General features: G+C 75.2%; 14 protein-coding genes. 4 read left to right on the top strand and 10 right to left on the bottom strand.

The window, feature by feature from the left end; all coding sequences use genetic code 11:
• Positions 1 to 83: 83 nt before the first annotated feature.
• The gene (locus tag ABT345_RS04960) at positions 84 to 1,277 is read left to right on the top strand and encodes a hypothetical protein (protein ID WP_345082035.1); all 1,194 of its coding nucleotides are present in this window, start codon (positions 84 to 86) and stop codon (positions 1,275 to 1,277) included.
• A gap of 208 nt (positions 1,278 to 1,485) precedes the next feature.
• Complete coding sequence (locus ABT345_RS04955) at positions 1,486 to 2,199, top strand: class F sortase (protein WP_345082032.1); 714 nt, start codon at positions 1,486 to 1,488, stop codon at positions 2,197 to 2,199.
• 117 nt (positions 2,200 to 2,316) lie between these two features.
• Here the strand turns inward: ABT345_RS04955 and ABT345_RS04950 are convergent, their stop codons facing one another.
• From ABT345_RS04950 to ABT345_RS04905, 10 genes are all read right to left on the bottom strand, one after another.
• Positions 2,317 to 2,886 (bottom strand): Rv1733c family protein, encoded by a 570-nt coding sequence (locus tag ABT345_RS04950; RefSeq protein ID WP_345082029.1) that lies wholly within the window; start codon positions 2,884 to 2,886, stop codon positions 2,317 to 2,319.
• Between the two features lie 470 nt (positions 2,887 to 3,356).
• Positions 3,357 to 3,656 carry a DUF1876 domain-containing protein gene (locus tag ABT345_RS04945; protein ID WP_345082026.1) on the bottom strand — a complete coding sequence of 100 codons (300 nt, stop codon included), beginning with the start codon at positions 3,654 to 3,656 and terminating at the stop codon, positions 3,357 to 3,359.
• 64 nt (positions 3,657 to 3,720) lie between these two features.
• Positions 3,721 to 4,728: a universal stress protein gene (locus ABT345_RS04940; RefSeq protein ID WP_345082023.1), complete on the bottom strand. Its 1,008-nt coding sequence runs from the start codon at positions 4,726 to 4,728 to the stop codon at positions 3,721 to 3,723.
• A gap of 362 nt (positions 4,729 to 5,090) precedes the next feature.
• On the bottom strand, positions 5,091 to 6,236 hold the full coding sequence (paaE, locus tag ABT345_RS04935) for a 1,2-phenylacetyl-CoA epoxidase subunit PaaE (RefSeq protein WP_345082020.1): 1,146 nt from the start codon (positions 6,234 to 6,236) through the stop codon (positions 5,091 to 5,093).
• Entirely contained in the window at positions 6,236 to 6,754 is a 519-nt protein-coding gene (gene paaD, locus ABT345_RS04930) for a 1,2-phenylacetyl-CoA epoxidase subunit PaaD (RefSeq protein WP_345082535.1), read from the bottom strand. The genes paaE and paaD overlap by 1 nt, the downstream gene beginning before the upstream one ends.
• A gap of 2 nt (positions 6,755 to 6,756) precedes the next feature.
• The gene (gene paaC / locus ABT345_RS04925; RefSeq protein ID WP_345082017.1) at positions 6,757 to 7,623 is read right to left on the bottom strand and encodes a 1,2-phenylacetyl-CoA epoxidase subunit PaaC; all 867 of its coding nucleotides are present in this window, start codon (positions 7,621 to 7,623) and stop codon (positions 6,757 to 6,759) included.
• A 19-nt stretch (positions 7,624 to 7,642) separates the two neighbouring features.
• Positions 7,643 to 7,945, bottom strand: a complete 303-nt coding sequence (gene paaB, locus ABT345_RS04920) for a 1,2-phenylacetyl-CoA epoxidase subunit PaaB (protein WP_143944113.1) — start codon at positions 7,943 to 7,945, stop codon at positions 7,643 to 7,645.
• Positions 7,942 to 8,946, bottom strand: a complete 1,005-nt coding sequence (gene paaA, locus ABT345_RS04915) for a 1,2-phenylacetyl-CoA epoxidase subunit PaaA (protein WP_345082010.1) — start codon at positions 8,944 to 8,946, stop codon at positions 7,942 to 7,944. The genes paaB and paaA overlap by 4 nt, the downstream gene beginning before the upstream one ends.
• A gap of 319 nt (positions 8,947 to 9,265) precedes the next feature.
• Positions 9,266 to 10,138 carry a 3-hydroxyacyl-CoA dehydrogenase family protein gene (locus tag ABT345_RS04910; protein WP_345082007.1) on the bottom strand — a complete coding sequence of 291 codons (873 nt, stop codon included), beginning with the start codon at positions 10,136 to 10,138 and terminating at the stop codon, positions 9,266 to 9,268.
• A 64-nt stretch (positions 10,139 to 10,202) separates the two neighbouring features.
• Entirely contained in the window at positions 10,203 to 11,426 is a 1,224-nt protein-coding gene (locus ABT345_RS04905; protein WP_345082004.1) for a thiolase family protein, read from the bottom strand.
• 288 nt (positions 11,427 to 11,714) lie between these two features.
• Here ABT345_RS04905 and paaI point away from each other — a divergent pair, with 288 nt between their 5' ends.
• On the top strand, positions 11,715 to 12,104 hold the full coding sequence (gene paaI, locus ABT345_RS04900; protein WP_386458637.1) for a hydroxyphenylacetyl-CoA thioesterase PaaI: 390 nt from the start codon (positions 11,715 to 11,717) through the stop codon (positions 12,102 to 12,104).
• The gene (gene paaK, locus ABT345_RS04895; RefSeq protein WP_345081998.1) at positions 12,101 to 13,453 is read left to right on the top strand and encodes a phenylacetate--CoA ligase PaaK; all 1,353 of its coding nucleotides are present in this window, start codon (positions 12,101 to 12,103) and stop codon (positions 13,451 to 13,453) included. The genes paaI and paaK overlap by 4 nt, the downstream gene beginning before the upstream one ends.
• Position 13,454: the final 1 nt, after the last annotated feature.

Raw genomic sequence — 13,454 nt, 5'->3', positions numbered from 1 at the left:
GTGATCACGTCGCCACCGCGAATCCGATGCGCCGACGACCTGTCAGCCTTCGCGGTGCCGTACGTGAAAGGACACACGTTTTCATGCGCACTTCCCGCACCCTGTTCGCCTCGGCCGCCATCAGCGCGGTCCTCGCCATCACGACCCCCGCCGCGTACGCGCTCACCGTCGCGGGCGACGACGGCGGCTCCTCCCACTCCAGCAGCCGGGACAACGACCACGACAAGGGCGACCGCGGCGACCGCGGCGACCGTGGTGACCGCGGCGATCGCGGTGACCGCGGCGACCGTGGCGACCGCGGCGACCGCGGTGAGCACGGCGACCGCGGCGGTCGCGGACACCACGGTGACCACGGTGACCGCGGCGGCGACCGTGACAACGGCCCGCGCGGCGGTATGCACACGGGCGGCGGCTTCCTCGCCAAGGTGATGGGCGACGACGAGGGCTCCGGCCGTGACCACGACAAGGGCGACAAGGGCGACCGCGGTGACCGTGGGGACCGGGGCGACCGTGGGGACCGCGGTGACCGCGGCGGCCGCGGCGAGCACGGTGACCGGGGCGACCGCGGTGGCCGGGGCGACCACGGCGACCACGGCGACCGTGGCCGTGGCGACCGCCCGCACGGCGGTATGCACACCGGTGGTGGCTTCCTCGCCAAGGTGATGGGCGACGACGAGGGCTCCGGCCGTGACCACGACAAGGGCGACAAGGGCGACCGCGGTGACCGTGGGGACCGGGGCGACCGTGGGGACCGGGGCGACCGGGGCGACCGTGGCGACCGCGGCGACCGCGGTGAGCACGGTGACCGCGGCGGTCGTGGACACCACGGCGACCACGGTGACCGCGGCGGCGACCGTGACAACGGCCCGCGCGGCGGTATGCACACCGGTGGTGGCGCCCTCGCCGGCGTCGTCGTCAACGAGTGGGGCCAGCAGGGCGACGACGAGGGCTCCGGCCGTGACCACGACAAGGGCGACAAGGGCGACCGCGGCGACCGTGGGGACCGGGGCGACCGTGGGGACCGCGGCGACCGCGGCGACCGTGGTGACCGCGGCGACCGGGGCGAGCACGGTGACCGCGGCGGTCGCGGGCACCACGGCGACCACGGTGACCGCGGCGGCGACCGTGACAACGGTCCGCGCGGCGGTATGCACACCGGCGGTGGCGGCACGGCCCTCTCCGGCAGCGGCCTCGCCGCCGGTTCGGTCCTGCTCCTCGGTGGCCTCGGCGCCGGCGCGTACGTCCTGCGCCGCCGCAACTCCGGTGCGGCCGCCTGACCCCTCCCGCCCGGCGTAGATCGCTGAGCTGTCGCGGCCACCGTCCTCACCGGCGGTGGTCGCGGCGCTTGCGTTGCGCCCCGACGGCCACCCGTACGCGCGGCGGACGACCCGGCGGACCGGCACCACCGACCCGGTGCACCGCCCCGGCCGCCGCCCGTTACGCGGGCCGGAACAGCTCACCTCGTGTGGAAGAAAGGCACGTTCGATGGCTCCCACGACTCCTCCCCGGCATCAGCCTCCGTCGACACCGCGTCAGACCGACGCCGCTCCCCGCCCGTTCGCCCGGGCCCTGATGTGGCCGGTGGCGGCCGTGGGCGTGGGGGCCCTGCTCGTCTTCAACTCCCTCGACACCTCCGCGGACTCCAAGCCGCCCGCCCCGCCCGCGGCCGCCGCGCCGCTGGCGCCGAACGTCGCCGTACCGACGGCCGAACCGAAGACCTCCGCGGCGATGCCCCGCTCCGCCCCGACCCGCATCCGCATCCCGCAGATCGGCGTCGACGCGCCGTTCACCCCGCTCGCCCTCGGCCCCACCGGCCAGCTCAACGCCCCGCCGCCGGACAACAGCAACCTCGCCGGCTGGTACAAGGACGGCGCCACCCCCGGTGAGGACGGCGCCGCCATCGTCGCCGGACACGTCGACACCAAGACCGGCCCGGCCGTCTTCCTCGAACTCGACTCGCTCAAAAAGGGCAACAAGATCAACATCACCCGCGCCGACAAGACCGTCGCCACCTTCACCGTCGACAGCGTCGAAACCTTCAGCAAGGCCCAGTTCCCCAGCGACCGGGTCTACAACGACACCGCCAACCCGCAGCTGAGGGTGATCACCTGCGGCGGCGCCTACGACAAGGCGGCCAAGGACTACACGGACAACGTCGTGGTCTTCGCCCACCTCACCTCGTCCAAGAAGGCGTCCTGAACCCCGGACCGAGGTGACCCGACCGGTACGGAGGGCGGGCGGACCACACGGTCCGGCCGCCCTCCGCCCGTACCGTGAGGCCGAACGGACGGCCCGCCGGAAGCCGTTGCGGCACGGTCACTCCGGCCCGCCGCGCCACGTGGGGCCGACCCGCTCCCACCCGCGCTCCCACTGGGCGTCGCGCCGCCGATCCAGCCACAGACGGGCGCCGCGCGCCGCCCCGAGGACCGCCAGCGCGCCGCACGAGGCCGCCACCACCCCCACGGCGACGCCCTCCGCCGCGGCACGCGACGGGTCCGCCGCGCCGCGCAGCCGGCCCGCACCGTCCACCCGGGCCGTGGTGTGCGCCCCCGCCCGCGCCGAGGCCGGGACCGTGATCCGGCCGTGCCGGACCGAACCGTCGGGCGCCCGCCACCGCACCGTCGCCGCCACCCGCACCCCGGCCGCGGCCGCCGCGTCCAGCCCGATACGCGCCGGGGGATCCTCCGTCAGCACCGCCCGGACGCTGTGCGTGTCCCGGGCGAGCGGGGCCCGGTTCTGGACCGCGTGCGCCGCCGCGACGCCCGCGGCCGGGGCACCCACCGCGATCAGCGCCGCGGTGAGCGGCATCAGCCAGAACTCCGCCACATCCGTCCCGCGCCGCAGCGGCCCCCGCCGCACCCGCCCGAAGCGCCTCGCGCCCCGCATGGCCCACCCCGTCCGCCTCTCCCGCCCGGCCCCCGCCACCGACGGTCGCACACCACGGCCCCGCCCGGATCCCCCGAACGGCCCCGCCGCCCTTTTGCGCCCCGCGACCCGAGGTGTCCGAACCGTGTACGAGCGCCGCGCCCGCGCCGCGCGGCAGGCGCGTACGGCGCGGGCGCCGTGGTGCGGAGCGCGCCCGACGCGGCGGCGCCGGGCCGGATGCGAGTCCCGGCCTCCGGGGCACCTGGCTCAGGACGGCGCGGCCCGGCCCGCGGCGTGCCGGGCCGGTGGGACTACGCCGGGGACGGCCTACCGCCGGTACGCACCGGGCCGGCACCGCGCCGGGGCGGCGGATCGCCGCCGCGGACCGGGCCGGCACCGCGCCAGGTGCGACGGATCGCCGCCGCGCACCGGGCCGGAACCGCGCCGGACCGCCGCCCGCCGCCTCCCGGGGACCGCCCGCGCCCTACCGCTCAGGCCGACGCATCCGCCCACCCGTACACCGTCGGGCGCCGTGCCGGGGGTGGCGGCGCCCCGACTCCGGCCAGATCCCGGTCGGCCTCCCGCAGCAGCCGCGCGGCGAGGTCCTTCAGGGCCCGGCCGGACGCCAGCTCGTCGCCGATCTCGGGGATGTCCACGTCCTCGGGGTTGCAGTGGGCCGCGCCCCGCCCGGTCATCTTGGCCGAGCCGGTGTCGAGCACCGCCCGCGCCTTCGTCGTCCCGTCCTCCTCGAAGACCACGATCCGCACCGTCCATTCGGTGGTTCGCGTCATGACGTACCTCCGCTTCTCGGTCACCCGCCGGACACCGGTGGTGCCCGCGTCCGGTCGGGCGCACTCACTCATGCGGAACGACCGCCACCGGGCACGGCGCATGGTGCAGCGCCGCCTGTCCGAGGTGGCCGATCCGCGACGGGATCCGGGGGCGGCGGTGGCGGCGCCCGACGACCAGCAGTCCGGCCCGCCCGGCCTCCTCCAGCAGCGCCTGCGCCGGGCTCTCCAGATCCACCCGCGCCACCACCTGCACCGCGGGATACCGCGACCGCCACGGCCGCAGCGCCTCGGCCAGCTCCTTCCGGGCGTCCTGCGCGGTCTGCTCGACCACGTACGGCTCCACCCCGCCGCCCCGGTTGTAGGCGTGCGCGGGCAGATGGCGTCCGTGCACCGCCCGCAGGGTGACACCACGCCGGGCGGCGGTCGCGAAGGCGAAGTCCATCATCGCCACACACGGCTCGTGCAGGCTCACCCCGACCACCACGTCGTCGCCGGACCGCCCGTCCGCGGCGGCGCCCGGCCGCGCCCGGACCAGCACGGTGGGCACATTCACCCGCGTCACCAGCTTCAACGCGATATCGCCCAGCACATACCGGGCCACCGGGCCCAGATTCCGCGAGCCGAGCACCAGCAGGTCCGAACGGTCCGCCGCGCCGAACAGCGCCTCCAGCGGGTCGCCGGGGATCAGCTCCTCGTCCACCGGAAGATCCGGGTGGCGGGTCTGCACGGCGGCGCGTGCCTGCTCGACGATCCGGTGGGACCAGTGGTTCTGCTCGGCCGCACGGGCCTTCCAGCCAGGCCGGATCCGCCGCCGCGACGCACCGGCCGGCCGCCGTGATTCCGGCCCCGGGGGCTCCGCCGTCCGCGGTTCCGCGCCCGCCGCCGCGCCTGCGTCCGGCTGTTCCGGCGGCTCGGGCGGCTCCGGCGCGAGCATCGCCCAGGCATGCACCAACCGCAGCCGCGCGCCGCGGGCCTCGGCCTCCTCCGCCGCCCACAGCACGGCCGCCAATGACTCGGGGCTGCCGTCCAGCCCCACCGTCACGGTGCCCGCCGCGGCGGTCGCGCCCGTCACGGCGCCGCTCCGCCGACGCCGGCCGCGACGGCGCGCCCGGCACCGGACGCCCCGGCGGACGCGGCGCTCCACCGCTCCCAGGCGGTGGGGCCGCCCGGCCGCGGCCGCACCGCTCCCCGGGGCCTCGGGCCGCCTCGTGTACGGCTCTGCATCACGGCACTCCCTTCCGGACGGCGTCCTCCCGGCGGCTGGCCCGGCGGAGCGACGCACCCTCTCCCTTCCAGGGTGGCCGGATCCGGCGCTTCCGGCATGTGGCACCGGACGCCGCGGCCCGACGGGGCGGAGGGGATGGAGGAGACGGAGGGGCCCGGGGGCGGAGCGGCGGGCGGCCGGACGGGGACCGGGGCTGCGGGCGGTCCGCCTCAGCTGTCGAAGTCGACCGTCAGCTCCTCGGACACCGGGAAGCTCTGGCAGGTCAGGACGTACCCGGCGGACACCTCGGCGTCCTCCAGCGCGTAGTTGCGCCGCATGTCCGCCGTGCCCTCGGTGACCAGCGCCCGGCAGGTGCCGCACACCCCGCCCTTGCAGGCGAACGGGGTGTCCGGACGTATCCGCGCGGCGCCGTCCAGCAGGGTGGTGTCGCGGGGGAGCGGGGCGGTGGTGGACCGGCCGTCCAGCACCAGCGTGACCCGGCTGACCGGCCCCTTCGCGGGCGCGTCCGTGTGCTGCACCGGGCGGACCGGCTCGTCGTCGGCGAAGAACAGCTCCTGATGGACCCGCTCCCCGGGCACCCCGAGATCCGCCAGCACCCGCTGGGCGCCTTGGACCATGCCGTGCGGACCGCACAGCCACCAGTGATCGGCCGAGGCGACGTCCACCAGCCCGTCGATCAGCGCGGCCAGGCGCTCCGCGTCCAGCCGGCCCGACAGCAGCTCCGCCTCGCGGGGCTCCCGGGAGAGGACATGGCCCAGCTGGAACCGCGCCGGGTACAGGTCCTTCAGATCGGCCAGCTCATCGGCGAACATCACCGAATCCGTCCGGCGGTTGCCGTAGAAGAGGGTGACCTGCGAACGCGAATCGGCGGCGAGCACCGACTCCGCGATCGAGACCATCGGGGTGATGCCGGAGCCCGCCGCGATCAGCACATGGTGGCCCGGGTGCGACAGATCCGGGGTGAACGCGCCCGTCGGCGCCATCACCTCGACGGTGTCCCCGGGACGGACCTCGTGCACCAGCCACGAGGAGAACAGCCCGCCGGGCACCACCCGCACCCCGATCCGCGGCCGGGAGCCCACCGGCGCACAGATCGAGTACGACCGCCGCTCGTCGCGCCCCTCGACCTCCCGGCGCAGCGTCAGCGACTGCCCGGGACGGAAGACGAACTCCGCCGCCAGCTCCTCGGGCACCTCGAAGCCGATCGCCGCGGCGTCGTCGCACAGCGGCTCGACCTCCGCGACGCGCAGCCGGTGGAACAGGGGGCGCCGCCGTCGCGGGTGCGCGCCGGACCGCTCCGCCGCGGACGCCTCCGGCGGCGTCGCCTCGGTCAGCTCGGACGAGGTCGGGGCCATCAGATCTCCTTGACGTACTCGAAAGGCTCGCGGCAACTCCCGCACCGCCACAGGGACTTGCAGGAGGTCGCGCCGAAACGGGAGGTCTCCCGGGTCTCCGCCGACCCGCAGTGCGGGCAGCGGACCGCGCGCCGCACCCCGGACAGCTCCAGCGGAACCGGCCCCGAGGTGCGCCGCGGCGCCGGACCGGGCGGGGCGATGCCGTGCTCGGCGAGCTTGCGGCGGCCCTCGGCGGTGATCCAGTCGGTGGTCCACGCCGGCTCCAGGGCCGTACGGATCGTGACCCGCCCGAACCCGGCGGCCCGCAGCCGCGCCGCGACGGCGGCCCGCATCTCCGCCATCGCCGGGCACCCCGAGTACGTCGGCGTGAGCGTGGCCGTGACCGCGCCGTCCGCGGCGACCTCCACACCCCGCAGTACCCCGAGATCGGCGAGGGTCAGCATCGGCAGCTCGGGGTCGGGCACCTCCGCCGCGACACGCCGGGCCAGGGCGCCGGTGAGACCGGTGACGGTCGCCATGGTCACCACACCCCCTCCGGATGGGCCCGTGCCACGCTCTGCAACTCCTCCAGCAGCGGTGCCAGATGGGCGGTACGGTCGCCGTCGCGGCCGCTGCCGGGCAGCGGTTCCGCCTCCGGAAGCTCCAGCCCCGCCGCGTCACAGACCTGCCGCAGCACTCCGGTCACCTCGTCCCGGAGGTCCGCCGGAGCCACCCCGCACACGGGCGCGCCGGTGAACAGCTCACCGGTGTACGGCGCGATCTCGGCGAGCGCCGCGCACATCCGGCGGTGCGACTCCTCGGTGCCGTCACCCAGCCGGAGGGCCCAGTCCGCGGCGTACTGACGGTGGTACGTCAGCTCCTTGACGCCCTTGTCGGCGACGGCGGCCACCACCGGATCCGGCGCGCCGTGCGCGAGCCGGGTGAAGAGCGCCAGCCGCCAGCTCGACAGCCACAGCAGTCGCACGACGGAGAACGCGAAGTCGCCGTTGGGGAGTTCGGCAAGCCGCAGGCTGCGGAAGGCGTCGGGGACGCGGAAGTAGGCGAAGGCGTCCTCGTCCCGCCCGGTGCCGTCGACCTGCCCGGCGCGGGTGTACAGCAGCCGGGCCTGGCCCAGCAGGTCGAGACCGATGTTGGCGAGCGCCACCTCCTCCTCCAGCTCCGGGGCGCGGGTGCACCATTGGGCCAGCCGCTGCGCGCCGACCAGCGCGTCATCGGCGAGCGCCGCGCAGTCCGCGGCGAGCCGCGCCGCGTCCACCCCGGCGGGCACGGCCGTCTCCACGCCGTGCAGCGGGTCCTCGAAGCCGGTGCCGAACGCCCAGCGGGCGTCGCCGTCGCCGTGCTCCTCGGCCAGGGACAGGTAAATGTGATCGTCGTCGGTGCCGGCCATGTCCTGCTCCTCTCCGGCCTCAGATGTGCGGGACGTCGTCGGGTATGTCGTAGAAGGTGGGATGGCGGTAGATCTTGTCGGCGCTGGGCGCGAAGAACGGGTCCTTCTCATCGCGGGTGGAGGCCGCTATGTGGGACGAGAGGACCACCCAGATGCTGACGCCTTCGTTGCGCCGGGTGTAGAGATCGCGGGCGTGGGTGAGGGCCATCCGGTCGTCGGCGGCGTGCAGCGAGCCGACGTGGACGTGGTTGAGACCGCGCTTGCCGCGGATGAACACCTCGTACAGCGGCCAGCCGGCCTTCGGGTCGTCGGTGTCGCTCATGCCGCCGTTCCTTCCTCGGTGTGGGACCCGCGCGGGCCGCGGGCCGCCTGCTTGGCCGCGTGGGCGGTGGCCGCCTCGCGCACCCAGGCGCCGTCCTCGTGCGCCGTCCGGCGGCGCTCCATCCGCTCGGCGTTGCACGGCCCGTCGCCCTTGATGACGCGCTGGAGTTCGGACCAGTCGGGGGTGCCGAAGTCATGGCGTCCGCGCTCGGGGTTCCAGCGCAGCTCGGGGTCGGGCAGGGTCACCCCCAGCCGCTCCGCCTGCGGGACGGTCATGTCGACGAACCGGCTGCGCAGCTCGTCGTTGGTGTGCCGCTTGATCTTCCAGGCCATCGACGCCGCGGAGTTGGGGGAGTCGCCGTCGGGCGGGCCGAACATCATCAGCGACGGCCACCACCAGCGGTTCACCGCGTCCTGGACCATCTCCCGCTGTTCCTCGGTGCCGCGCATCATCGTCATCAGCAGCTCGTAGCCCTGCCGCTGGTGGAACGACTCCTCCTTGCAGATCCGCACCATCGCACGGGCGTAGGGGCCGTACGAACTCCGGCAGAGCGGGACCTGGTTGCAGATCGCGGCGCCGTCCACGAACCAGCCGATGACGCCGACGTCGGCGAAGGTCGGCGTGGGGTAGTTGAAGATCGAGGAGTACTTCTGGCGGCCCGCGATCAGCCGCTCGGTCAGCTCGGTGCGCTCGGCGCCCAGCGTCTCGGCCGCGGAGTAGAGATACAGGCCGTGCCCCGCCTCGTCCTGGACCTTGGCGAAGAGGATCGCCTTGCGGCGCAGCGAGGGCGCCCGGGTGATCCATGCGCCCTCGGGCTGCATCCCGATGATCTCGGAGTGGGCGTGCTGGGCGATCTGCCGGACCAGGGTCTTGCGGTAGCCGTCGGGCATCCAGTCGCGCGGCTCGATGCGCCGGTCCTTGGCGATCGAGGTGTCGAACCGCTCCTGCAGCTCCTGCTCGGCGCCGCCGGTGGCCGACGGGGCGGAGTCTGTCGTGGTCATCGATACCAACTTCCCTACCGACCATTCGTTCGGTTCATATTCTGACGAGTTTCCACGGCGTGGGCAAGCCCCTTTCGGGGGACGGAGTGTCCGGACCGCCGGGGCGGCCGCCGGAACTCGCAGGTCGTGCGCCGTACCGGCGCCGGAGGGAGGGCGGCGCCGGTACGCCCGCGGCCTGCGGCGTCCCCGGGGCCCGGAGCCGTACGGGTCTCCCGGCGTCCGCTGCCCCGACGGCCCCGGCGTCCGCGGGCCGGACGACGCCGAAGGGCTCCTGGAGTTCGCACGTCCCGCCGGCCCCGGCGCCCCCGGGCCGGGGCCCTCACTCCCAGCTGTAGAACCCCTGCCCCGACTTCCGCCCCAGCTCGCCCCGCGCCACCTTGGCGCGCAGCAGCTCCGGCGGGGCGAAGCGGTCGCCGAGCGTGGCGTGCAGATGCTCGGCGATGGCCAGCCGGACGTCCAGCCCGACCAGGTCCGTCAGGCGCAGCGGCCCCATCGGGTGGCGGTAGCCGAGCGTCATCGCGTCGTCGATGGCCTCCGGGGCGGCCACGCCCTCCTCCACCATGCGGATCGCCTCCAGGCCCAGCGCCACCCCCAGGCGGCTGCTGGCGAACCCGGGGGAGTCCTTGACCACGACGTCCTTCTTGCCCAGCGCCCGCGTCCAGCCGAGCGCCCGCTCGACCGTCGCCTCCTCGGTGGCCGGCCCGACGACGATCTCCACGAGCGCGGAGGCCGGAACCGGGTTGAAGAAGTGCATGCCCAGGAAGCGGCCGGGGCGTTCGAGCGCCGCCGCCAGCTCGGTGACCGGCAGGGAGGAGGTGTTGGTGGCCAGCACCGCCCCCTCGCCGACCGCCCGCTCCGCGGCGGCCAGCACCCCGGCCTTGAGCCGGGCGTCCTCCGGCACCGCCTCGACGACCAGCGCGGCCATGAGCGGCAGCGCGCCGACCGACTCCACGGTGGTCACCCGGCCGAGCACCGCCTCGGCCGGCTCGGCGAGCTTGCCGCGCTCGGCGGCGCGCCGCAGCCCCGTGGCGACCCGCTCCACGGCCGCGGCCGCCGCCCGCCCGTCGCTCTCCACGACCGTCACCGACGCCCCGGCGACCGCGAACGACTGCGCGATGCCCGCGCCCATCCGGCCGCCGCCGATCACCCCGACGACGTCCGGCGCCGACGGCTCGGCAGCTGTGCTGGTCATCCTCGTCTCCTCTGCTCCGCACCCTGTGTCGCCCGGACCTCGCCGGGGCCTGTCCCTGCGCCGCTCACACCCGCTCCACCAGCATCGCCACGCCCTGGCCGACGCCCACGCACAGCGTGGCGAGCCCGCGCCGGGCGTCCTCCCGCTCCAGCCGCCCCAACAGCGTCAGCAGGATCCGGGCGCCCGAGCACCCCAGCGGGTGACCCAGCGCCAGCGCCCCGCCGTCCGCGTTGACCCGCGCCTCGTCCAGCTCCAGCCGCCGGATGACCGCCAGCGCCTGCGCGGCGAACGCCTCGTTCAGCTCGACCGCGTCCAGCTGGGACGTCGCCCAGCCGGCGCGGGCCAGCGCCTTCTCGGTGGCGGGCACCGGGCCCAGGCCCATCAGCTGCGGCGTCACGCCGGCCGCCGCCGAGGTGACGATCCGGGCGCGCGGCGTCAGTCCGTACCGCTCGACGGCGGCGGCGCCCGCCACCACCAGCGCGGCCGCGCCGTCCGAGAGCGGCGAGGCGGAACCGGCCGTCACCACGCCGCCGGCGCGGAAGAGCGGACGCAGCGCCGCGAGCTTCTCCGCCGTCGTCGACGGGCGCGGCCCCTCGTCCCGCGTCACCACGCCGTTCGCCGTCTCCACCGGCACGATCTCCCGGTCGAAGCGGCCCGCCTCTTGGGCGGCGACCGCCCGCCGGTGGCTGCGCAGCGCGAACGCGTCGGACGCGGCGCGGTCCACGGAGTCGAGCGCCGCGACCTCCTCCGCCGTCTCGCCCATCGACAGCGTCACCCGCAGCTCCTCGGGCCCCGCGTCCGCCGCCACCGCGCGGTCGGCCGCCGCGAAGCGCGGATTGGTGAACCGCCAGCCCAGGGAGGTGTCGCGTATCTCGCCGGGCTTCGCCCACGGCGTGCCCGGCTTCTCCATGACCCAGGGGGCGCGGGTCATCGACTCCACGCCGCCCGCCACGACCAGCTCGGCCTCGCCCGCCCGCACCGCCTGGGCCGCGGAGGCGACCGCGGTCAGCCCGGAGGCGCACAGCCGGTTGACCGTGTGGCCCGGCACCGTGTGCGGCAGGCCCGCCAGCAGCACGGCCATCCGCGCCACGTTGCGGTTGTCCTCGCCCGCCTGGTTGGCGGCGCCGAGGATCACCTCGTCCACCGCCTCGCCCGGGACGCCCGCGCGCCGCACCGCCTCGCCGACCACCAGGGCCGCGAGGTCGTCGGGCCGTACGGAGGCCAGCGCGCCGCCGAAGCGGCCCTGCGGGGTGCGGGCGCCGTCGATCAGATAGACCTCGTCAGCCACGGCCGGCCTCCTTTGCGAGACGGGCGCCGCCCGGGAGGCGCGCCGCTCCCGGCACGCGGTGCGCGGCGGTCACGGCCGGCCCCTGCGGCGGCCGGCGGCGGGCGGGGGAGCCGGGGCTTCCCGGGGCGTACTGGGGCATGCGTTCCACCTCTTGACAGGCAGTGCTGATGCTTGATTACTTGACTGGGCCGCACGCTAACCGAATGTTCGGTCGGTGCACAAGATGCGGAGAGGAGCTGTGGACAGGTGACGCACACCGCTGACGCCGCCCCCGGCCCGGTCGAGCGCATGCTCGCCGCGGACCAGGCGTCCCGCGCCATGGGGATCGAGTTGCTCACGCACGGCGAAGGACACGCCGTGGTGCGGATGACGGTGACCGCGACGATGGTCAACGGCCACGGCACCGCACACGGCGGCTGCCTCTTCCTGCTGGCCGACACCGCGTTCGCCTGCGCCTGCAACAGCCACGGCCCGGTCACCGTCGCGGCCGCCGCCGACATCGACTTCGTCGCCCCCGCGCACGAAGGCGACGTCCTGCACGCGACCGCGGTGGAACGCACCCGCTTCGGCCGCAGCGGCCTCTACGACGTGACCGTCCGCCGTGCCGACGAGGTGATCGCGGAATTCCGCGGCCGCAGCCGCAGCATCCGCAGAACGACGACGAAGGAGCCGCGATGAGCAGCGAACCGACGGCCCGGGCGACCGACGCCCCCCGTCTCGGGGAGCCCCTGCCGGACGCCCTGCTGGACGACGGCGAGCGGATGACCCGCGAGGAGCTGCGCGCCGTTCAGCTCCAACGGCTGCGCGCGACGCTGCGCCACGCGTACGACAACGTCGAGCTGTACCGCACCAAGTTCGACCACGCCGGGGTCCGCCCCGAGGACTGCCGCACCCTGGAGGACCTGACCCGCTTCCCGTTCACCACCAAGGCGGACCTGCGGGACACCTACCCGTTCGGGATGTTCGCCGTGCCGATGGACCGGGTGCGCCGTATCCACGCCTCCAGCGGCACCACCGGCCGCCCCACCGTGGTCGGCTACACCGACAACGACCTCTCCATGTGGTCCGACGTCGTCGCCCGTTCGCTGCGCGCCGCCGGCGCCCGCCCCGGCGACAAGGTGCACGTCTCCTACGGCTACGGCCTGTTCACCGGCGGCCTCGGCGCCCACTACGGCGCCGAGCGGGCCGGCTGTACGGTCATCCCGGCGTCCGGCGGGATGACCGCGCGCCAGGTGCAGATCATCCAGGACTTCCGCCCCGAGATCATCATGGTCACGCCGTCCTACATGCTCACCCTCCTCGACGAGTTCGAGCGGCAGGGCATCGATCCGCGCACCACCTCCCTGCGGGTCGGCGTCTTCGGCGCCGAGCCGTGGACGGAGGGCATGCGGCGCGAGATCGAGGAGCGGATGGACCTCCACGCCGTCGACATCTACGGCCTGTCCGAGGTCTGCGGCCCCGGCATCGCCCAGGAGTGCGTCGACACCAAGGACGGACTGCACGTCTGGGAGGACCACTTCTACCCGGAGATCGTCGACCCGGTCACCGGCGCATCGGTGCCCGACGGCGGCGACGGCGAGCTGACCTTCACCTCCCTGACCAAGGAGGCGCTGCCGATCATCCGCTACCGCACCCACGACCTGACCCGCCTGCTGCCCGGCACCGCCCGCCCGGCCTTCCGCCGCATCGAGAAGATCACCGGCCGCTGCGACGACATGATCATCCTGCGCGGGGTCAACGTCTTCCCCAGCCAGATCGAGGAGATCGTCCTGGCCGCCCCCGGCGTCGCCCCGCACTTCCAGATACGGCTGAGCCGCCGCGGCCGCATGGACCACATGGCCGTCCTCGTCGAGGCGCGGCCGGACGCTGCCCCCGAGGTGCGCAGCGCGGCCGCCGCGCGGATCGCCAAGGGTGTCAAGGACGGTGTGGGCGTCACGGTCGAGGTGGAGATCGTCGACCCGGAGACCCTGGAGCGCTCGGTCGGCAAGATCCGCCGCATCAAGGACCTCCGGGACCGCGAGGGATGAG

The organism is Streptomyces sp. NPDC000404 (assembly GCF_040300365.1).
GTDB classification, from domain to species: Bacteria; Actinomycetota; Actinomycetes; order Streptomycetales; family Streptomycetaceae; genus Streptomyces; species Streptomyces ramulosus.
This window is presented reverse-complemented; position numbering and strand designations above follow the sequence as displayed.